General features: G+C 62.7%; 18 protein-coding genes. 6 read left to right on the top strand and 12 right to left on the bottom strand.

What is annotated here, in order from left to right:
- A complete protein-coding gene (locus tag BDK88_RS09165; RefSeq protein WP_130500172.1) occupies nt 1–1,293 on the top strand; it encodes an MFS transporter in 1,293 nt (430 codons plus the stop codon).
- A gap of 137 nt (nt 1,294–1,430) precedes the next feature.
- Complete coding sequence (locus BDK88_RS09160; RefSeq protein ID WP_130500171.1) at nt 1,431–2,753, top strand: RNA-guided endonuclease TnpB family protein; 1,323 nt, start codon at nt 1,431–1,433, stop codon at nt 2,751–2,753.
- Nucleotides 2,754–3,194: 441 nt separating this feature from the next.
- Here the strand turns inward: BDK88_RS09160 and BDK88_RS09155 are convergent, their stop codons facing one another.
- From BDK88_RS09155 to BDK88_RS09140, 4 genes are all read right to left on the bottom strand, one after another.
- Complete coding sequence (locus tag BDK88_RS09155) at nt 3,195–4,292, bottom strand: glycosyltransferase (RefSeq protein ID WP_130500170.1); 1,098 nt, start codon at nt 4,290–4,292, stop codon at nt 3,195–3,197.
- Entirely contained in the window at nt 4,293–5,276 is a 984-nt protein-coding gene (locus BDK88_RS09150) for a glycosyltransferase family 4 protein (RefSeq protein ID WP_130500169.1), read from the bottom strand.
- A gap of 98 nt (nt 5,277–5,374) precedes the next feature.
- Nucleotides 5,375–6,235 (bottom strand): hypothetical protein, encoded by an 861-nt coding sequence (locus tag BDK88_RS09145; RefSeq protein WP_130500168.1) that lies wholly within the window; start codon nt 6,233–6,235, stop codon nt 5,375–5,377.
- Nucleotides 6,236–6,359: 124 nt separating this feature from the next.
- Nucleotides 6,360–7,937 carry a sulfatase gene (locus tag BDK88_RS09140; protein WP_130500167.1) on the bottom strand — a complete coding sequence of 526 codons (1,578 nt, stop codon included), beginning with the start codon at nt 7,935–7,937 and terminating at the stop codon, nt 6,360–6,362.
- A gap of 115 nt (nt 7,938–8,052) precedes the next feature.
- On the opposite strand from BDK88_RS09140, the gene BDK88_RS09135 reads away from it, so the two are divergent.
- Together BDK88_RS09135 and BDK88_RS09130 are read left to right on the top strand one after the other, a co-directional pair.
- On the top strand, nt 8,053–9,072 hold the full coding sequence (locus BDK88_RS09135; protein ID WP_130500166.1) for a lysylphosphatidylglycerol synthase transmembrane domain-containing protein: 1,020 nt from the start codon (nt 8,053–8,055) through the stop codon (nt 9,070–9,072).
- A 54-nt stretch (nt 9,073–9,126) separates the two neighbouring features.
- Nucleotides 9,127–9,624 (top strand): metal-dependent hydrolase, encoded by a 498-nt coding sequence (locus BDK88_RS09130; RefSeq protein ID WP_130500165.1) that lies wholly within the window; start codon nt 9,127–9,129, stop codon nt 9,622–9,624.
- Between the two features lie 46 nt (nt 9,625–9,670).
- Here BDK88_RS09130 and BDK88_RS09125 read toward each other — a convergent pair whose 3' ends face one another.
- Nucleotides 9,671–10,138, bottom strand: a complete 468-nt coding sequence (locus tag BDK88_RS09125; protein WP_130500164.1) for a metal-dependent hydrolase — start codon at nt 10,136–10,138, stop codon at nt 9,671–9,673.
- A 151-nt stretch (nt 10,139–10,289) separates the two neighbouring features.
- Here BDK88_RS09125 and BDK88_RS09120 point away from each other — a divergent pair, with 151 nt between their 5' ends.
- The gene (locus BDK88_RS09120; RefSeq protein ID WP_130500616.1) at nt 10,290–10,811 is read left to right on the top strand and encodes a DedA family protein; all 522 of its coding nucleotides are present in this window, start codon (nt 10,290–10,292) and stop codon (nt 10,809–10,811) included.
- Nucleotides 10,812–10,844: 33 nt separating this feature from the next.
- Here BDK88_RS09120 and BDK88_RS09115 read toward each other — a convergent pair whose 3' ends face one another.
- The 6 genes from BDK88_RS09115 to BDK88_RS09090 form a co-directional block, all read right to left on the bottom strand.
- Nucleotides 10,845–12,257 carry an aryl-sulfate sulfotransferase gene (locus BDK88_RS09115; protein WP_207225261.1) on the bottom strand — a complete coding sequence of 471 codons (1,413 nt, stop codon included), beginning with the start codon at nt 12,255–12,257 and terminating at the stop codon, nt 10,845–10,847.
- Nucleotides 12,258–12,446: 189 nt separating this feature from the next.
- A complete protein-coding gene (locus tag BDK88_RS09110) occupies nt 12,447–13,322 on the bottom strand; it encodes a universal stress protein (RefSeq protein ID WP_130500162.1) in 876 nt (291 codons plus the stop codon).
- A gap of 137 nt (nt 13,323–13,459) precedes the next feature.
- Nucleotides 13,460–13,750, bottom strand: a complete 291-nt coding sequence (locus tag BDK88_RS09105) for a HalOD1 output domain-containing protein (RefSeq protein ID WP_130500161.1) — start codon at nt 13,748–13,750, stop codon at nt 13,460–13,462.
- A gap of 118 nt (nt 13,751–13,868) precedes the next feature.
- On the bottom strand, nt 13,869–15,983 hold the full coding sequence (locus BDK88_RS09100; RefSeq protein WP_130500160.1) for a GAF domain-containing protein: 2,115 nt from the start codon (nt 15,981–15,983) through the stop codon (nt 13,869–13,871).
- 60 nt (nt 15,984–16,043) lie between these two features.
- Entirely contained in the window at nt 16,044–17,096 is a 1,053-nt protein-coding gene (locus tag BDK88_RS09095; RefSeq protein ID WP_130500159.1) for a DNA-methyltransferase, read from the bottom strand.
- Between the two features lie 107 nt (nt 17,097–17,203).
- Nucleotides 17,204–17,734 (bottom strand): hypothetical protein, encoded by a 531-nt coding sequence (locus BDK88_RS09090; protein WP_130500158.1) that lies wholly within the window; start codon nt 17,732–17,734, stop codon nt 17,204–17,206.
- A 463-nt stretch (nt 17,735–18,197) separates the two neighbouring features.
- Here BDK88_RS09090 and BDK88_RS09085 point away from each other — a divergent pair, with 463 nt between their 5' ends.
- The gene (locus BDK88_RS09085; RefSeq protein WP_130500157.1) at nt 18,198–18,839 is read left to right on the top strand and encodes a hypothetical protein; all 642 of its coding nucleotides are present in this window, start codon (nt 18,198–18,200) and stop codon (nt 18,837–18,839) included.
- Nucleotides 18,840–18,867: 28 nt separating this feature from the next.
- Here the strand turns inward: BDK88_RS09085 and BDK88_RS09080 are convergent, their stop codons facing one another.
- Nucleotides 18,868–19,461: an NADPH-dependent FMN reductase gene (locus BDK88_RS09080; RefSeq protein WP_130500156.1), complete on the bottom strand. Its 594-nt coding sequence runs from the start codon at nt 19,459–19,461 to the stop codon at nt 18,868–18,870.
- Nucleotides 19,462–19,518: the final 57 nt, after the last annotated feature.

Below are 19,518 nucleotides of genomic sequence, written 5' to 3'. Positions count from 1 at the left end.
ATGAGTACGGAAACTGAACTCAAACAGGGCATTCGCGAGCATCTCGGGCAGTTCTCGCTCCACGTCCTCCTGGTATTTGCCACCGGGCTGACCATCGGATCCGAACGCGCCGTCGTGCCCGTCCTCGGCCGTGACGTGCTCGGCGTCGAGTCGCTGTTCGTCATTGGCTCGTTCGTCGTCTCGTTCGGCTTCGTTAAAGGACTCCTAAACCTCTATGCCGGCAAGTGGGGCGGTGAATACGGCCGCAAGCCCGTGCTCGTCCTCGGGTGGCTGACTGCACTGCCGATCCCGGTCATCCTCATCTTTGCACCGAGCTGGGGCTGGATCACCGTCGGGAACATCCTGTTAGGCGTCAACCAGGCGTTGACCTGGAGTATGGCGATCAACGCCAAGATTGACCTTGCAGGCCCCGAGCAACGAGGGTTAGCCGTGGGTATCGATGAGGCGTTCGGGTACAGCGGCGTCGCCGTCGGTGCCTGGGTCACGGGTATCATCGCTGCCCGGACGAGTCTCCGGCCTGAGCCGTTCTACTTCCTCGCTGTCGTCGTGGTGCTGGCGTTCCTGATTTCGATCTTTCTCATCAAGGAGACCGTCCAGTTCGCCGAGGTAGAGGTCGACGATGACGACCACCACGATGCGAACCTCCCGTTCGGCGAGGTGCTAAAGCGGGCGACCTACGGCGACAAGACACTGTTTGCCGCGGCACAGGCGGGCCACATCGAGAAATTCGTCGATACGCTGTTCTGGCTCGCCGTCCCGTTGTATCTCACGAGCCAAGGCCTCGGAATCGCAGCGGCCGGGTTCGTCGTCGGTATCCATAGCGCGATGTACTTCTTCCAGATTGCAACCGGTGGACTCGCGGATCGGATCGGTCGCCGTCCGCCGGTCGTCGTCGGAATGTTCCTTACCGGTGCGGGCGTCCTCGGGATGGTACTCGTCGACGGGTATCTCCCGTGGGCCGTTCTCTCGGGTGTGTCCGGCCTCGGAATGGCGTTGCTCTATCCGAATCTGATGACGGTTCCGGGCGATGCAGCCCACCCGACGTGGCGTGCGACTGGGATGGGCGTCTACCGGATGTGGCGCGACTCGGGCTACGGCGTCGGCGCAATCCTGATCGGGCTCTCGATGGAGTTCGCAAACGCCGAAGCCGCCTTCTATCTGACCGCTGCCCTGATGTTCGTCTCCGGGGCGATCGTCTACATCTGGATGGAAGAAACCCATCCCGACTTCGGGACACACGAGCCGCCTGCACCTGCTCCTGAGCACTCAGGTCAGACGCTCCCTCAAGACTAACTTCGGTTGCTCCGGACGGGTTCCCGACCCATCTACACTAGTTAGTGAGGGCGAGTGCCCCGCCCCACCGTGGGCAGGGGTGAAGCCCGGCAGCCACCTCGCAGCCTTTAACAGAAAGTCACCAGACAATAACAGGTATGGAGCAGATCCTCTCCCTCACCTTCCAACTCGCGGTTGAAGAAGGAGAGGAGCTGCTCAAACCTGCCACCCTCGAAGCCCGTCGCCTCCGCAACGAAATTACCCGCCTTCACTACGAAGGCTGGAATTGGAGCGACATCGAAGACGCCGTGATTGGGAAAGCCGACCTCGTCAACAACACCTGCCAGCAAATCCTCGACAAAGCCCATCAAGAGCTGGACAATTACTACGAAGCGGATGACCAAGACTGGGGCGCACCCAGCCCTATCATCCACCGCCCCTACGCCGTGAAAATGAATCACGGTGAGGGCTACCGCATCACCGAAGACAACGGCGAACACCGATTCCGCATCAGCACCAAGCCCTACAATCACGTCAAAGGTGTGTTGAAGGGCAGTCCCGACCACCACGATCTTCTCACGACTGCTCTCAACAACCCTGCGTGGCGTGTGGGTACCGCGGAACTCCTCCAACACCGTGGGGAGTGGGAACTCCATGTTACCGTCACCAACACCGCTGCAGATGTCCGCTCGCCGGCGGAATCCAATACGGTAGTCGGTGTGGACATCAACGAGGACTGCGTCGCACTCGCCGCGATGAACCGGGAAGACGGTGATATGATTGATTCGCTTGTCCTCGACTACCCGGACATCAAACGCCGTCGTCACGAGTACTTCACGAAGCGCAAGAGGATGCAGAAAGCCGGGCAGACCGCCTTCGAGACGGTCGTGCAACAGGAGGAGCGGGACTTCGTTCACGACCAACTCCACAAAGTGTCGCGTGACGTGGTCAGGTGGGTCTCGCAATTCGAGAATCCGGTCATCGTCTTTGAAGACCTCAAAGACATGCGAGACGGTCTTGACTACGGCACGCGGATGAACCGCCGCCTGCACAGCTTACCCTTCCGCAAGCTCCGTCGCTTGGTCACGTACAAGGCGGCACGTGATGGTGTGCCGTCGGTTGACGTGGATCCGGAGTACACGAGCCAGCGGTGTCCCCGCACCACGTGTTTGCACGTAGAGCGCGGGAATCGCAGGGGGAAGCGGTTCAAGTGCAAGAGGTGTGAGTTTCAGGATCACGCTGACAGGAAGGCAGCGGTATGCGTGTGTCAGGAGTGGTTCACCACGACAGATGAGAATGTACCGTCTCTCAACACCCTTCCACGGGTTTGGAAGGTGAGACGGACGGCATCGGGCCTCGGTGAAGGGGCCGACTCTCACGGACACGTATTGTGTTCGGGTGTTACCGACCGCGGTGGTCGGCGCGACCCCGTTGGGGGAGCGCGAGAAGAATTAAACTCGGTTGCCCCCGGTTCGGGGTAGACATCGAAGCCTCGCGCCACCGCGCGCGGGGTACTTCACGTTGTGTACGATCTGTTCAAGCTGTGTGTATCGAACGCACTCTCTCAGCACGCTCTCGACACCTGACCGCTATTCAACAACGCAGACTCGAGTCGGTCGCTGAGAACACCGCCGCGCAGTAACGCGGCAGCACGGACAGAAGGGTATGCAGGAGCTCCACTCTGTCCAACTGAATCCTCAGCAGGCGATGCGGATAACACCACCGACACGGACTCGAGCAGGCTCTGCAGCCCCAACACGAGCGACCCCCGAAACGAACGTCTCGTCGATTGCTCTCGGTGGCATCAACGTGTCAGCTAAAACTCGGTTGTCAGCTGCAGGGGCGGTCTCACAGCCCGATCTGGGACCGTCAGGACGGGACAATCGACACCGCGTGACAGAACTGTCGATCAGCACTCGGGCTCAGCTTCGCTCCTCGTCGGAGAGATGCCACGGACTCTCGACGTCGGTGGGACTCTCGTCCGTCGCGAGCGGGACGGTCTCGTACAGTTGCTCGAGATGATCCATGGTATAGTCGACCGCGTAGCGTTCGACGGCCGCTCTGGTATCGCGGTCGGTCGCCAGACAGGTCTCGATGGCCTCGACCATCGACTCGCGGTCGCCGTAGGTGAACCGTTCGCCGTTACCGGCCTCGATGGTCCGAGTAAACGGCGCGACGTCGGCGGCAGCGACGGGCGTCCCGCAGGCGTTGGCTTCGAGCGTCGAGAGGCCGAGCGTGTCGGCGGTCGAGGCCGTGACGAACGTATCGATCGAGGAGTAGAAGACGGGCAACTCCTCGCGGGGGAGAAAGTCACGGATCTCGACGTTGTCCGGGGCCGTACGCTCGAGGGAATCGCGGTACGGGCCGTCACCGACGATGACGAAGTCGTACTCCGGCAGCGCCTCGGCGGCCCGAAGGATCTCGCTGACGTTTTTCTCCATGCTGAGCCGGCCACTGTAGCCGACGACCGTCCGGTCGGGGTACCAGTCTTCCGCGGTCGGTTGGAAGAAGTCCATGTCGATCCCGACTGGCAACTGGACGTGTTCGACATCGCGGTCGATCCGCTCGGTCGAGGCGGTGACGATATCGAAACTCCCGAGGAAGCTGTTTTCGACCGGTACATAGAGGTTCGAGAGTAGCCCCGCGACCGACTCGAGTTTGATGCTCTGGTGGAAGTATTCCTCGAGTGGCGTGTGGTGGGTGTAGATCGCCGGGAGGTCGTGTTTCCAGGCGTAGTAGCGGCCGAGGATTCCGATCGGTGCGGGGCCGTGACAGTGGACGACGTCGAGGTCGGGTAGCGTCGACGGCCGTCGGGTCAGCGGGATTCGATAGCCGGCATAGAAGGGGTTCGGCATCGAGGTCACCGGAATCTCGCGCTCGCCGGGTTCGTAGTTGCCGTCCGGGTAGACGACGTACACCTCGTGGCCTTTCCGTTCCAATTGTTCGCGCCAGAGTTTGATCGTATACGTTACGCCATCGATCTCGGGAAAGTAACTGTCCGTAAAGAACCCGATCTTCATTCAAACCACCTCTTCGTACAACGACTGATACTGGTTCGCAACCGCCTCGAGCGAAAATTCCTCGCTGCGGTCGGCCGCGTTCGATCCGAGTCGCTCCCGGAGCTCCGGATCGCGGAGCCGCTCGAGCGCCGCCTCGAAGCCGTCGACGCCCGATCCCGAAACCTTCAGGCTGTCCTCGCCGTCCTCGAGCCACGAGAACGTCTCGATGTCGCGGACGAGCACCGGTTTGCCGGCAGCCATCGCCTCGAGCAACGCGATCCCCTCGTTTTCCTCGTGGGTGGGGAAACAGAAGATATCGCCCGCTGCGTACGCGCCGCGGATATCGTCGACGTAGCCGGTGAACGTACAGTTGTCCGGCGCGTTCTCGATTAGTGCCGTCGTCTCTCGGCCCTTCAGGGAGAGATCCAGCGGGCCGAACCAGGCAAAATCCAGGTCGGGCAGCCGGCGGGCCAGTTCGACGAACGTTTTGAGCCCCTTGCGCTTGATAACGTGGCCGACGAGGAAAACGGTCGGTGACTCGAGGTCGTACCGATCACGATACTCGTCCTCGAGTGATTGGAACCCCGCGAGCTTCGACCGATCGACGCCGTTCGAGACGACCGTCGTCGGCACATCGGTGTACGTCTCGATCAGGTCCTGGTTGTACTCGGACGGACAGACGAGTGCGTCGGCCAACCCGTAGGCCCACTCGAGATACGGCTTGAGCGGCTTCGCGAGGGCGTTCGTGAACCGAAAGCTGTCGCCGAAGTCCTCGGCGGTCACGTGTGTGTTCGCGATGACGGGCACGCCGTTCGATTGCGCCTGCCGTGCATACCAGACCGAGCGCGGTCCCATGAGATTACAGTGGAAGACGTCGGCCTCGAGCGTCGGTTCGGTCGTGTAGGTCAGGTCCAGTCGATCCAGCATCTTCCGCTGGTGGACGACCGACTCGTGGATGCCGCCGGTGACGTGGGATTCGAGTTCGAAGTAGTGACTGATTTTCATACCTGACTCTCCTGTACCGGGCGCTGGTTACCGTTGACGATGCGAGACCGCCGCGGTGAGTCGACGGCCGGTGTCTTCGTTCCCGTTCGATCGCGGCGTCACTCGACTTCGAGCCACGGCACTTCCATGAGTGCCGGGATGTGCGTCTCGATGTGGTGTTCCCAGACGCCCTCCTCGCCGAAGGCTTCGCCGTGGTCTGCGGTCACGATGACGGTGCCGTCGAGTTCGTCGACGATGTCGGCGACGGATTCGAGGGCGATCCGCAGGTTCTCTTCGTAGAGGGCCATCGCCGCCTCGCGCGTGCCGTTCGTGACGACCTCGGTGGGATCGAGCTCGAGCCACAGGCCCGCTTTCTGTGCGAGTTCGCTGCCCTCGAGTTTGTCCTCGACTTTCGGCCGGAGCGTATCGCCGAGTGAGGCAAGCGCCCCACCGCCACCGTCCTCGCTTTCCTCGGCTTCTTCTTGTTTCCGGATGCCCTTCTGGATCTGTTTGAGCTTCTGGCCCTTGCCGCGGGCGAGGTAGGGTGCGTGGGGCTGCATGTAGTGTAGCACCGTCCGGTCGGCTTCCTCAACGGCGTCCTGATTGTCGTAGAACGCCTCTGCGAGACTGTCCGGTGGAACCGTGCCGAGGTCGTCGTCCCAGCCCGACTTCCACACGTCGAAGACGTTGCTGATGTGATTCGAGGCCGACCACTCGTAGTCACAACTGGCCCCCCACTTGAGTTCGTTCAACGGGATTCCGAGGTCGTTGATAAACGGATTCCCAGAGAAGTACGCGATGTCGTGTTCCTCGGTGAAGGTCCGATAGGCCCATTCCGGTGTCGACGAGCCGACACTCCAGCGCTTTTCCAGCGTCCCGTCGAGATATTCGTCGTAGACCTCGCTGAACACGTCATACCGACACGCATCCAGCACGAGACAGTAGTCCCACTCCGACTCGAGGAAGTGCTGGTCGTCCATTAGTTGCGACTATCTTGCGAACCAACCTATGTATTCTTGTTGGTTCCGGGAAAGTCACTAAAACAGTACTTTTCGGACCTGTAAGCCGCAATACCGTCGGACAGCGTCACGTCGGATCGATGTGTCACTCGAGGTAACCGAGCTCCCGAAGCCGGTCGCGGGTCTCTTCGTCGGCCTCCTCGAGGGCGTCGACATCGTCGGTATTGGTCTCGGACGGATCGTCCCACGCGCCGCCGGCGTTTGCCTCGAAGCGGGCGAGTGCCTGCTCGGTCGCAGCGACGACGTCGTCGTCGGCTGGCTCGACCGGCGACGTTTCGTCGGGATCCTCGTCGAGGCGGTAGCCCTCATCGGGGATTCGATCCGCGCGAACGTACTTTGCGTCGGTGCTTCGGGCGGCACGGAGTCGTGAGTATGCGCGGTGGTCGTCGGGCAGGTCGATCCCGGCCTCGCTGGCTTTCTCCTCGAGGTGGTGCAGTTCGATGACCGGCTGGGCGTACTCGACGAACGCGTAGTCGTTCGCGTCGTCGCCCTCGAGGATCGCCTGCTGCCCAGCATCGAGGTCGGCAGCCCCGTCGAAGGCGCGGTACTCGTCGGCGAGCAGCGAGCGGGTCGGGTCGCGAGCGACGGCACCAGCGGTATCGCCGCCCATACCGACCGTCTCGGGATCGACATCCAGTGTGTCTAACACGGTGTGATAGCAGTCAAGCAACTCGACGAGGTCGTCACGACGGTCGGCCTCGAGGTCGGGATGCTTAACGAGCAGCGGGACGTTGATGAGCTGGTCGTAGAGGGCGAACTCGTGGCCGTACAGGTCGTGTTCGCCGTGGAGTTCGCCGTGGTCGGCTGCAACGACGACGGTGGTCTCCTCCCACTGCCCGGTTTCGCGCAGCCAGTCGAATAGGCGGCCGAGTTCGGCGTCCATGTGGGCGATTTCGGCGTCGTAGAGGCCGCGAATCGCATCCCACTCATCGTCGTCGATGTCTCGCGCACCGGAGTTGAACTCCTTGGAGTTCTGGCAGACATCGTCGGGGTCGACGCCGGGGGCGAACTCCTCGCGGTATTCCTCGGGCGGGTAATACGGGAGGTGGGCGTCCATTAGGTTGACGAACGCGAACCAGCCGTCGTCGCTGTCGCTGTCGTCGATGAAGGACTTCGTGCGGTCGATGACCGACGGCGTCTTCGAGTCGGCGCTCTCGCCGCTGGCAAGTTTGGAGTGCGCCATCGCGCCGAGGTGGACGAGCTTCGATGCCAGATCGCGGAGGTAGTCGTTGTCGTTGATCGCCTGCCACGCGCTCGCAAGCGGCCCCGAGAGGACGTCGCCGGGCAGCACCTCAAAAAAGGAGTCCTGTGCGTCGAAGCCCTCGGTAAGGCCAGTGTAGGGGGTAATCCAGGCGTTCGAGGAGTAACAGGCCGTGTCGTACCCGGCCGCTGACAGGACCGACGCGAGGGTCGTATCGCCGTCGAGATACGGACTGCCCTGATCGGCCCCATGCTGGCTCGGATACTGGCCGGTAAACAGCGAGGCGTGAACCGGTAGCGTCCACGGCGCAGGTGCGATCGCCGATTCGAAGACGGTCGCCTCCTCGGCAAACCGCGAGAGTTCCGGCGTCGTCGCCCGCTCGTATCCATACGGCTCGAGGCGATCCTTCCGGACCGTATCCAGAACGACGAAGAGGACGTTCGACTGGCGAGTCCTGTTCATTACTGGCCACACTTCGCTCCACGCAAATAAATCGATTGAAGGGGTTGACGCGACATGTTTCGACTGGGTCGGTGCCGATCAGATGTTTCAAGTTTACTGATGAGTCATATCCGGCATGGACGATCGAAATCGGCGAGCATTTCTCATCGGCATCGCCGGAGCGATCGCGGCCTTCGCGGTTTTGTTTTTCCTCGTTGGTGCCCGTGACGTCCTCGACTCGTTGCTGTCGGCTTCACCCTCTCGGGTCGTCGCAACGTTTGCACTCGCGCTCGGCTGGCTGGCCGCCTGGAGTCTGATGCTTCGGACCGTGCTAGTCGCGCTCGGTATCGAGATCCCGGTCGGGAAGTCGTTTCTCGTCTATGCTGGAGCCGTCTTTGCGAACAATGTCACCCCGTTCGGGCAGGCCGGCGGTGAACCGATCGCTGCCTTGCTTATCTCGAAGACTTCCGACGCCCGTTACGAAACCAGCCTCGTCGGGATCGCGACTGTCGACGTCATCAATGTCGTCCCATCGATCTCGCTGATCCTCGTGGGTGTCGGCTACTACGCGACCACCGCGGCGATCGGCCAGCGCCTCGAGACGGCCGTCGGCTCGGCGGTCGTGTTGATCGGGGGTATCGTCCTCGTAATGGCGCTCGTCTGGCGGTACCACCGGACGATCGTCGAGCGACTTCCCGGGATCATCGCTCCCCGACTCGGCCGGCTCGGACTCGAGCGCTTCGACTCCGAGACGCTCGAGGAAGACATCGCCGACCGACTGGGGCGGTTTTTCGAGAACATCGAACGCGTGGCGACGGATCGGTGGCGACTGGCCGCCGTCATCGGCCTGTCGCTGTGTGGGTGGCTCTTTCAGACGGCCGCGCTTACGGTCGCGTTCGACGCGATCGGGTACGACGTCTCGGCGTACGTCCTGCTGTTTGTCATCCCGCTTGCGAACCTCGCAGGCGCTGCGCCGCTACCAGGTGGGCTCGGCAGTATCGAAGCCGCGTTCGTCACGCTGCTCGTGCCAACGACCGGTGTTCCGGCGTCGGCCATCACCGCGGCCGTCCTCATCTTCCGGGGCGCGATTTACTGGATGCCGGTCCTGATCGGCGGGCTGTCGGTGTCGGCGTTCGGCGTCCGAGCGGTGCGGTAAGCGGCTGCTGGCCGACAGCGTCATTTCCGTCCGGCTCCGATGATCTTCCCGACCATGTACCGAGAGGGTCACTCCGGTTTCAACGCTTTGCTCTATGCGCCGGTTCTCCCCCTCGTGAGCTCCGTCTGGTCGCTCGAGTTAGCACTGGTCGGGGCGGTTGTGGCTGTCGGGGTCGCTAATATCCCCGATCTCGATCAGCCGCTACCGCGACTGCGCCATCGTGGGCCAACCCATACCGTCTGGTTTGCCCTCCTCGTCGGGCTGGTCGCGGGTATCGGGACCGACCTCCTCGTCCCCGCGACGCCGGTGGCGTTCCGCTTCGGATTCCTCGTCGGCACCGGCGGCATCCTCGCACACCTCGCTGGTGACGTCGTGACGCCGATGGGGATCAGCCCGTTTGCCCCGCTCTGGCGGTATCACGTCACACTCGAGTGGTTCAAATCCAAGAACAGCCGGATCAACCGGGCGTTGTTGCTCGTCGGCTCTATTGCGCTGTTCGCGTCGCTACTTGTGACGATGGGGCTGTCGGCGGTGGCCGCGCAAGCAGGCTAATCGTACCGGCCATCCGGTCGCGCTCGATTCTGGGCCGACTCGAAGCTTACATCCACCGCTGCTCGTTTGCATCCCAAACGAGGAGCGCAAGCGACGCGGTCCAGAGTACGACTGTCGCGGTCGGACTGTGGACTGGCAAGCCGGGGCTCCAACTCGTCCGAAGCGGAAACAGGAAGTCGATCCCCTTCGGCGACAGCGAATCGATCGCGAGATGGGAGCCAAGCGCAAGTCCGACGGCGAGCCCGACGCGTCGACCGATCGGCGTGGATCGCTGACGCCCAACGGCGTACCCACCAGCGACGACTGCCAGCGCGAACAGGGGCGTGTGGGTGATCCCGCGGTGAACGAACGGCCAGGCCCAATCCGCTGGAAAGAGAAAGTCGGCGTCCGGGAGCAGTCCGAAGACGAGCCCGATCCGCGGGTCAGCGTCGGTGAGTCCGGCAACGAGGGCGTAGCCGACGAACGAATGGGTCGCGAACGCACCTGCCAGAAACAACACCCGTCCAATCTCCATCGGCGGTTTATTCGGCTGGTACCACCACATAGCTTATGCTCTTCGAAAGCGGGAGCGACGGATACCTACCGTTGGACGACAACCACTGTCGCGACTGATCAGCGGAGCTGAATCAACAATGCTTACATTCGGGACGGAGTACGCACGGGTTATGTATCCGTTGCAACTCGAGGAGATGCCGTCCTGGCTCGAGTCGATGCTGACGTCAGAACTCGCGCTTGCGGTGTTCTTCGGGATCTGTGTCCTCGAGGGTGCGATGCTGCTGCGATTTATGCCGAGCGAACTCGTCGTCCCGGCCGCACTGGCGTTGATCGGGTCGTCAATGTCGAAAGTGGTGACGATCGTCGCGATTGCGGTCGCCGGCACGACGATCGGTCAGTTCGGCCTGTTCTGTCTCGTCCGCCGGGCTGGCCGGGAGTACGTCATCCGAAAGAGTTGGTTTCCGGTCACCGAGTCGCGACTCGAGCGGTTCGACGGCTGGTTCGATCGCTGGGGCGCGGTGGCCGTCGCCGTAAGCAACACGATGTTGTTCGTCCGCGGGCTACTGACCGTCCCTGCGGGACTCTCGGAGATGGACGGGCGCGCGTTCGTCGCGCTGTCGGCGGTCGGCTCGCTGTCGTTCCAGTCGATTCTCGCGGCGTTGTATCTCCTCGGCGGCCACCTGTTGGCGTGATCGATCGAAAAACGGAACGGACCTCGAGTTCGGTTAGTTGCCGCCCTGTCGGTAGACCGGCAGCCGGAATCGGACGCCAGCATCGCGGAGTTGCCACCTGATCTCGAGGCCGGCCCACGAGAGGCCGGTCAGCAGCGCGACGCCAATTGCGGCGAACTCGGAGGCACCCATCCAGACTGGACTCACGAACAGCAGGGCGTTGTAGATCCGATGTGGGAGGATCGTCTCGACGAAATCGCCGAGGAATTCGAAGGGGCTGAACTCGAGTTCGCCCCCGCCGCCGCCACCGCCGCTGCTGGTCTCGGCTGCGGTTCGGTTCTCGAGGCCGAGCGCCTGGGTGCTCTGGCCGCCCTCGCTTTCGTCGCCGGTCTCGAGGCGTTCGGCTTCGTAGGGGAGTGACGAGCCGACCTCCCAGACGATATCGCCGGATTCGTTGACCTCGATGACGCGGTTGCCGTGGGTGTCTGCGATCAGCGTGTTGCCGTTTGGAAGCCGGTCGGCGTCCCGTGGCCACTGGATCTGATCGTCTTCCCACAGCCAGGTCTGCTTCCACTCGCCGTCTTCACGCTGGAACTCCTTGATCTGGGCATTTTCAGAGTCGGCAACGAGGACTGCCGGCCCGCCTTGGCTCTCAGGGATGTAGTCGGGGTTGTGCTGTTCGTGGAGGATGTCGTATTCGTTTTCCGACCCGAGCGTCCACTCTTCGAGCAGGCCCTCTTCTCGATCGAGGAAGACGACTTGGTCCTGATTACGCAGACTGGCCATGATTCGGCCCTCCATCTGCCCGCTCTCGATGTACTCGACGTCGTTGATGTGTGCCCAGTCACGGGGCCAGGAGTGACCACCCTCGAGCGGGAAGTCGCTCTGGGCGTCCCAGAGCCACTCGACGACTGCCGTCTCGGTGTTGACGATGAAGACCTGATCAGCGACCATGTCGGCGACGACGAAGTGGGTCTCGTTGATGCGGTCGACGTCGTGCCACTCCCCGGCGTACTCCTTGTAGTCGTAGCGCTCGTAGAGCACCTCCACCTCACCTGTCTCGAGGTCGGTGCGCTCGATGACGTTGCGGGTACACGGTGGAGCGCCACAGTTTTCGCCTTCGGTGTGAATCGTATCCGTCGCGGCGTATTCGACGGTTAACGGATCGCCCTCGACAGGATCGACGTCGAAGTACTTCGTCCGCGAGTTGTTGTAGTAGAGGACCTCGCCGTTGGGCTGATAGGCGGTGATCGTCCCGGCACGGCCGGATTCGGTGACGACCGTGTGGTTCTCCGTCTGCGGTGCGTTCGGGACGCCTTCTCTCGAGGCCGTCGAAACGCCTTCTCCCGCTGCGCTGGCGACGACGGCGGCAGACAGAAGAACGAGGACGACGAACGCAGCCCGGAGCCGGGTTCTCGTTATTTCCGACCGGACCCGCTCGAGCAACGGAAGCGATTGTTCGGTCACGGTATTCTCACCATCTCGTTTCGGCATGCCGTTTGGGGACCCATTGCCCTTTGTTTCCTGATCAAGATATTAGTACGTTGTTGAACGTTCTATTTTCCGTGGGAGGGAAACCACATCGTGTCCGTCCCAACAGCGACTGTGCCGGCGACTCGAGCGCTCGTTCTGGCGGGTAACGTGGTCGTGATAGTATCACGCCTGCTCGTCCGCCCGCGTGGTCAGGACGGGCACCGGCGACGTGCGGATCACCCGCTCGGTGAAACTCCCGAGTAGGTGTCGGTCGAGGCCGGTGTGGCCGTGTGTCCCCATCACGACGAGATCGATCTCCTTCTCGTCGGCATATCTCGTGACCTCTTGTGGCATCGTGCCGGTTGCAATGGTCGTCGTGACGTCGTCGACGCCCGCCTGCGTGGCGGTCGTTGCTGCCTCGTCGAGAACCGTCTGGACGTTCTCCTCGAGTTGCTCGGAGAGCTGTGCCGATTCTGCGTCGCCGACCTCCGGGAGTTCGTCGACGATAGACAGCAAGTGAAGCGTCGCACCGGTACGTTCGGCGGCCGCCGCTGCCAGTTTCAGTGCCGCCGTTGCATGGTCGCTCCCATCGGTCGGAACGAGTACGTCGGTGTAGGGATACGTCGGCGTCACGCCGTCGGCTGCTCGAACCGTCATCACTGGTACTGGACTTCGGTTTACGACGTGATCCGTGACGCTCCCGAGAACGTATTCTCCCAGTCCGCGCCGACCGTGGGCACCCATCGCGATGAACTCGAACGCGTCGGCGCTGACGTAGTCGACGATCGTCGGCCGAGGATCACCCTGGACGACGTCCGTGACAACGGACACGCCGCGTTCCTCGGCGAGCGTGGCACCCTCCGAGACGACCGATTCGCCTTCCTCCTCGAGGACGTCGACGACGTCAGTGCCGAGTCGGGTGAGGCTCGGTTGGTTCGTGTCCGCGACGTGAAGCAGGTGGACGGTCGCGTCCCGCTCATTGGCGATATCGAGCGTGTGCTCGAGCGCTGCGGTTGCGGGGTCGCTCCCATCGGTCGGGACGAGAAAGCGAGGTGGCATACTCGAGCGTTCGAGACGGACCTGCTTATATACTGTTGGCCAACAGTCCGTGAACACCCAGTCGCTCTCGTTTCTCGGTACGGGGTGTCGAACGCAAAATGGAGGATACCGCTATGCCCGCAGACGGCGTCGAGTCGCTAGACGGTTTCGACGCGAATCTCGCCGGCTGCTGTGACGGTCACCAGACACTCGCTGTACTCGAAAGACACTGAGCCGTTGGGGCGGAGGCCGCTCGCATGCGGTTCGAACAGTCGCTCGAGCGCATCGGCGTTGATCGAATAATGTAGTGGCTCGAGTTCAGTGATGTCTTCGTCTAAGAATGTTGCAACGGCGTCCGCGACGGCGACGCTAAGCGGTTCGTCGCCGAGTCGATCGTAGTGCATGGAATGGTGATCCCCAATCTCGGTCGCCGGTGTTGGTGAACTCATCTTGCTCATGGCTTGTACGTACCCCCAGTACGGCGGTGGGAAGTCGTTTCGTGGTTCACGAGTTGTTGTAAAGAACCTACTTGTTAACTGTGTAAGGGCCGCCACAGCAGATGGTTAATCAGTTAACCTCGGACGCAGTTGCTCCCTCGAACAGGACGGCAAAGAGCTTCCGTTCGACGGCCCGAACGTGCTTGTGAAAGGCGGGCGAGGAAATCTCGAGGGAGTCCGCGATCACTTCCCCGTTTGCGTGCCGAGGCCACTCGAAGAACCCACCGTGGTATGCCGTCTGGACGACCTCTCGCTGGCGATCGGTGAGCGTCTCGAGCAAGACACTGCGCGCGTGGTTGGCCACCGTCGAACAGCCATCCGTCGCCACGGCACGGCGAGCAACTATCGACATATCGGGACCGGTTCGCCTGAGCCCGGCGATGAGGTCGTGAACGTCGACCGCGTCTGGGACGTCGATGTGTGCACGTCCACCCGAGGTGTCGGCCACGAACTCGCGTAACTGCGCTCCGTGGGCGTCGGTAATCGCTCCCAGCGAGGGCTCAGTCAACCGGAGTTGCAGTACCGTCTCGTCTTCGTGTTCGGCGACCGTGACGACCTGGCTGATTCCATCGACTGAGGCGTGGGCTTCGGTCTCTATCGGCCCCTCGAGCGACCCGTCGACGGCCGCGAACACGACCTGTGCCTCGTCGTCTCGAGCCGTCACACCGGCATAGCGCACGCGCTCGTCGAGGAACGCAGCCAGCCGACACAGCGTCGCATCCGCTGCAACCTCGAGTTCCACTTCGGTCCAACCGACATCGGACAGCGCGTGCGTCCGGGTGACGGCGTCGATCGCGTACGCGATCGTCTCGCTGAGGTCGGCGAGCATCGACCGAAACGGCTCGTCGAACGCGTCCCGCTGATCCCCGTAGATCGACAGAACGCCGTAGAGAAACCCATCATAGACGAGCGGCACCGCGTACACACACTGGACGTTGCGCGAGAGTGCTTCACCGCGCCACGCGCCGTCGTGGACCGATTCCGCGACGTTCTCGACGTAGACCGGCGCTTTCGTTCGCGCCGCCCGTCCCGCCGGTTCGGCGGTCGATTCGTCGACCGTCGGTACCGGTACCGCGTCGAGATACCCACGATCGTGCCCGGCGTGAGCGCGCGGCTCGAGATTGTCCCCGTTCGCGTCGGGCTCGCCGAACCAGGCCAGCGAACACGCGTCGCACTTGGTGAGACGTGCGAGGACGCCGCGTTCGATCTCCGTCCGGGAATCAGCTGTCAGGAGAGACTGTTCGACGTTTCGGCGCGTCTCGAGTGCGGCATCGAGGCGCTCGAGTCGGCGAGTTTGCCGTTCGAGGTCGCGTTCACAGTCGTGATGTCGCTGGCGTTGTCCGATGCGATCGAGCGCTGCTTCCGTCGCCATCGCGAACGGTTCGACGAGCTCACTGTCGGCGTCGGGAGCGCTCGAGACCGCGACGAACACGCCGTGTTCGCCGAGCGAAACGGCGAGTCCGCTCTGGGAAGCACTCGCGTCAGGGGCGGCTGGCGACGTTGCGATATCGTCAGCGGTTGACGGGTCGCCGGTGACGAACGTCTCCCAGATGCTACTACCGTTGGGTTCGACCGCTGCGGGGGAGCCACCCGTCGATTCGTAGGCTGCTGAGTGTGCCACCGGACGGAGTTCGGTGGCCCGATCGTCGAACCGATAGACGACGCCGTCGATCTCGAGTACGTCGGCGACGATGTCGACGAGGGACTCGCAAGCGGCCGTTTCCGAGTCGGCAGCGAGTACGTGGCTGGTCGCGTCGGAGAGCGCATCGAGCGCCGCTTGATATCTGTGCTGGTCGGTCAGTGCTCGCCCGCGCTCGCATTCGACAGCTGCGAGCGTTCGCTGGAGCCGATGGGCGAGGAGCCGTGGTTTCTGAACCGACCGCTTGACGACGATTTCGGTCGCGCCCTCGGTTCGGAGGTCGTCGATCGCCTCGTCGGCAGTCGAATCGATCGCGTAGACGGTCGGACATGCTCCGTCGACGGCTGCAAGGGCGGCACGCTCGTCCGTCAGGACACACGTTGCGGTCTCGAGTCGATCGTCCGTGAGGTCGGACGCAGCTGAGACGACCCCAGCGACTGTCACCGCCTCGGCTGCAAGTTCCGCCGTTGCCGTCCGAATCCACTCGGACGTGCCGACGAGAACGCACCCAGGCGTCGTCTCGGCATCCTCGAGACTGCGAACCATACCCTTGGTGGGTGCGGCGATTATAAAAAGGTCGTGTCGGTTCCGACGAGCGACCCCGGTTCACTCGGGCATGAGTGTGCCGTGCTCGACTCGATAGCCGTCGTCGCAGGCCTCGATCGCCCGCACGTCCCGCAGTCTGAGCCCCTGTTCCATCTTGGTCACGACCGGCGTATCGTAGTAGTCAGCGTCGTACTCGAATCCCTTCCCCTCCTGTCGGCGGCGCTCGACGAACTCTCGATGGCGCTTGAGGCGTGCGCGTCCGACCGACCGTGACAGTGCCGGCACCTCGTCGATCCGATCGTCGAACACCTCGAGAAACGCGTCCTCGAGTTCGACCCCGATCGAGTTGCGACCGGCACACATCGCCGCGAGCGTGGTCGTACCGGTGCCCCAGAAGGGATCGAGGACGGTGTCGCCGTAGGTCGAGTACATACAGATCAGCCGGTAGGGAATCTCGAAGGGATAGGCCGCCGACCGCTCCCGGAGGTCGTCATCGACCGCCTCGAGCGTCTGTAACTCGCCGGTCACGTCGGTCCAGACGTCCGAGAACCAGCGGTTGCGTTCCTCCCAGAAATAGGCGGCCTCGTAGCGCCGGTCGGCACCCGGCTCGAACTCGCGGCGCGTTCCTCCCTTCCGAAAGATCAGGACGTACTCGTGCTCGAGGGTGACATAGGCGTTCGGCGGGATCATTCCGCTCCCCATGAACTTGGCCGCGCTGTTTGCCGGCTTGCGCCAGAGCACGTCCGGCAGCGGCTCGAACCCGCGGTCCTCGAACGCCGCGAGCACGCGGGCGTGGTTGGGGTAGACTCGAAAACTCCCGTCGACCGACCGGGTCGCGTCGCCGACGTTAATACAGGCGATTCCCCCGTCGACCAGCACCCGCTCGAGTTCGTCCCAGACGGCCGCGAGTTGTGCGTGCATCGCCTCGAAGGCGGCCTGGCCGTCACCGGCCTCGAGTGCGTCGCCGATCGCAGGATCGAGGTCCGTAAAGAGGTCGTCCCACATCTCGATCATCGGATACGGCGGCGACGTCACGACGAGTTCGACCGACTCGTCGGCGACGTCCGAGAGCGCGCGGGAGTCACCGACGACCACGCGGTGAGTGGTCTTCATTGGCTTGACACTGTCGGCGTCTCTCCCTTAGCTTCTTCGCCAGGCGACGCACAGACCAGAACAGTAGCCAGTCGATCGCCCCCTCCCCCAGTCGAGCAGGCCGGCCGTTACTCCTCGCTTTCCTCGTCCGGTTCCTCGGCCTCGAACTCGGGCTCTGTAGCCGTCTCAGGCTCGCTCTCGATATCGGTCGCCGGCTCGAACTCCTCGATCGGCTCCCACTCTTCTTCCTCGTCCGAGGTGAGCCGTCGCCGAAGGACCGCAGCCCCCGCGAGAAGCCCCACCGCGAGCAGGAGTCGCGACAGCCGCGACGGTGAGTCAGATTCGTCCGTCACCTCGACTGTCGTCTCCTCGGCTTCCTCGGTTGTTTCGCGGACGCTCTCGATGATTTCCGGCTGTTCGACGTCCTCGAGCGGCGTCTCTTCGAACGGCGACGACTGCCGACCGAGGAGAAAGCCGATAGCCGCACCGAGGCCAAACAACGCTCCTGCAAACGGGAACTGGCCGCCTGAGCGAGCCCCCTCGGATTCCTCGACGGCCTCGAGAATCGGCTCGCGCATCGGAGACTCCATCCCTCGATTGACCGCTTCTTTGACGATGAGCTCGGATAGTGTGGCGTCCTGTTGTTCCATCTCGGGCATAATCCGCTCCGACCACATCGCTGTACATAATTCTATCCCCCGTTTCCATCGCTCGGACGAACTCGTCGTATCGTATGCACGAACTACTCGAGAAACCGGACGATATAACAGCCGGTTTCCCGGCGACGGACGATTGTGCGTGAGCGATCGGGGCCGGTCGGCGTCACCCGGCGACGAGATCGTCGGTCAGGAATCGACTCGAGAACTGATCAGCGATCCGTATTTCCGGCCGTACTCGGTTGTTGACAGCACTCGAGTGAGTCATACGCGCGTGTACAAACAAAAATATATAAGTGAGCCAACGCTCGTGAGTCAGCGGAACGCAGCCATCGCTCGCAGGACCGTGTCAGTGATCGGTAAACCTGGCTCTTCCCACCCTATAAGACTCCCTCGGCACGTCGACCATGCGGCAGTGTCGTGGAATGCCTTCCATAACGAAAGGGATCCCTGAGAGGGGTCACACATGAGTGTCCTCCGCCAGCCCGAGGTCCTCGGCCGAACGACACGCCGTCGCGTCGTCGGCGTCACTGCCGCACTCTCTGCGGCGGCCGTCGAAACGGTCGCGGTCGGGTGCTGGTTCGGCCTCGTCGTCAGCTCGCGGACGACAGCGACGGCGCTCGCAGGGCTTGGCGTGCTCTTCTGTGGTTCATTACTCAGAACGGCAATCTTTGGCGTGACGGTCAGCGATCTCGGCGCACGCCTGCAGCCACAACAACTCGGCGTGACAGTTGCGCTCACGGCTGGCTGGATCGTCTGGCTGCTCGTGGCCGAACTGATCGGCGAGTCGCTCGGTGTCGCTGTCGCAGCCGTCGTGTTCGCTGGCATGCTCACCGGCCAATTCGTCCTCGAGCGACACACCTTCAGACAGCCAACCGATCGCTGGTCGTTCACATTGGCCGTTCCGGGGCTGTTGCTCGCCGCTGGCGCATCGATACTGCTTGCGACCGTCTGGTTTACCGACTGGGCGATCTCCTCGTCGCCGTACTCGCTTGGCTCGACGACGATCGTCCTTCGGATCGGAGCCATCCACCTCGGCGTATTCGCCTTTGGCCTCTTCGCGTTCCTCGCCCATCAGCGCCGGTTTCAGCGCCTTCTCGATCCCTGACGTGGGATACGATCTCTCGTGAGAGGTATCACTTCCCCTGTGCGCCCACGTTCTGGTCGCTTTCGAAGGAGTCCGGATCCGGCTCGATCGTCGCGTACTGGACTGCCCGCCTGCCCAGCGTCGTCACCCGCGTCTCGAGTTTTGAATCGACGAACGCCCCGTTATCGATGGCGGCACTGGCGTTGGGAATCGCCGCCTCGTGTGGGATGACCCATGCGTTCAGTGCACGACAGACCGACCGCATATGCTCTAAAGCCGTCACGGGAAAGGCTCCCCCAGAGACGGCAAGCAAGCCGACGGTCTTGTCCTCGAACTCATCGAAGCCACAGTAGTCGAGCGCGGTCTTCAGCGGCGAGGAAAACGAGCCGTGATACATCGGCGAGCCAAGCAGGATCGTATCGGCCGCGCGGACGCGAGCCGCAAGTGCGTCTGCATCGCCTGCGTCCACACGGTCGCGGTCCGCATCGAAAATCGGCAACTCGTACTCACGGAGGTCGATTAGTTCGGTCGTCCCACCAGCCTGTTCGGCGGCCGAGAGCGCCTGCTCGAGTGCGATCCGAGTATAGCTGCCATCGCGGAGACTGCCACAGAGTGCGGCTATATGAACGTCACTGTCACTCATAGCTGTCCTGTCGACAGCCGACGGGAAAAGCGATCTGAAGGGAGACTGATATGTGGG

The organism is Natrinema hispanicum, from assembly GCF_004217335.1.
Classification (GTDB): Archaea; Halobacteriota; Halobacteria; order Halobacteriales; family Natrialbaceae; genus Natrinema; species Natrinema hispanicum.
The sequence above is the reverse complement of the archived record's forward strand: the minus strand, read 5'-3'. Positions and strand labels throughout refer to the sequence as shown.

Coding starts and splice junctions, on each gene's coding strand:
- BDK88_RS09165 (WP_130500172.1), top strand. CDS start 1: ATGAGTACGGAAACTGAACTCAAACAGGGCATTCGCGAGCATCTCGGG.
- BDK88_RS09160 (WP_130500171.1), top strand. CDS start 1,431: ATGGAGCAGATCCTCTCCCTCACCTTCCAACTCGCGGTTGAAGAAGGA.
- BDK88_RS09155 (WP_130500170.1), bottom strand. CDS start 4,292: ATGAAGATCGGGTTCTTTACGGACAGTTACTTTCCCGAGATCGATGGC.
- BDK88_RS09150 (WP_130500169.1), bottom strand. CDS start 5,276: ATGAAAATCAGTCACTACTTCGAACTCGAATCCCACGTCACCGGCGGC.
- BDK88_RS09145 (WP_130500168.1), bottom strand. CDS start 6,235: ATGGACGACCAGCACTTCCTCGAGTCGGAGTGGGACTACTGTCTCGTG.
- BDK88_RS09140 (WP_130500167.1), bottom strand. CDS start 7,937: ATGAACAGGACTCGCCAGTCGAACGTCCTCTTCGTCGTTCTGGATACG.
- BDK88_RS09135 (WP_130500166.1), top strand. CDS start 8,053: ATGGACGATCGAAATCGGCGAGCATTTCTCATCGGCATCGCCGGAGCG.
- BDK88_RS09130 (WP_130500165.1), top strand. CDS start 9,127: ATGTACCGAGAGGGTCACTCCGGTTTCAACGCTTTGCTCTATGCGCCG.
- BDK88_RS09125 (WP_130500164.1), bottom strand. CDS start 10,138: ATGGAGATTGGACGGGTGTTGTTTCTGGCAGGTGCGTTCGCGACCCAT.
- BDK88_RS09120 (WP_130500616.1), top strand. CDS start 10,290: ATGTATCCGTTGCAACTCGAGGAGATGCCGTCCTGGCTCGAGTCGATG.
- BDK88_RS09110 (WP_130500162.1), bottom strand. CDS start 13,322: ATGCCACCTCGCTTTCTCGTCCCGACCGATGGGAGCGACCCCGCAACC.
- BDK88_RS09105 (WP_130500161.1), bottom strand. CDS start 13,750: ATGAGTTCACCAACACCGGCGACCGAGATTGGGGATCACCATTCCATG.
- BDK88_RS09100 (WP_130500160.1), bottom strand. CDS start 15,983: ATGGTTCGCAGTCTCGAGGATGCCGAGACGACGCCTGGGTGCGTTCTC.
- BDK88_RS09095 (WP_130500159.1), bottom strand. CDS start 17,096: ATGAAGACCACTCACCGCGTGGTCGTCGGTGACTCCCGCGCGCTCTCG.
- BDK88_RS09090 (WP_130500158.1), bottom strand. CDS start 17,734: ATGCCCGAGATGGAACAACAGGACGCCACACTATCCGAGCTCATCGTC.
- BDK88_RS09085 (WP_130500157.1), top strand. CDS start 18,198: ATGAGTGTCCTCCGCCAGCCCGAGGTCCTCGGCCGAACGACACGCCGT.
- BDK88_RS09080 (WP_130500156.1), bottom strand. CDS start 19,461: ATGAGTGACAGTGACGTTCATATAGCCGCACTCTGTGGCAGTCTCCGC.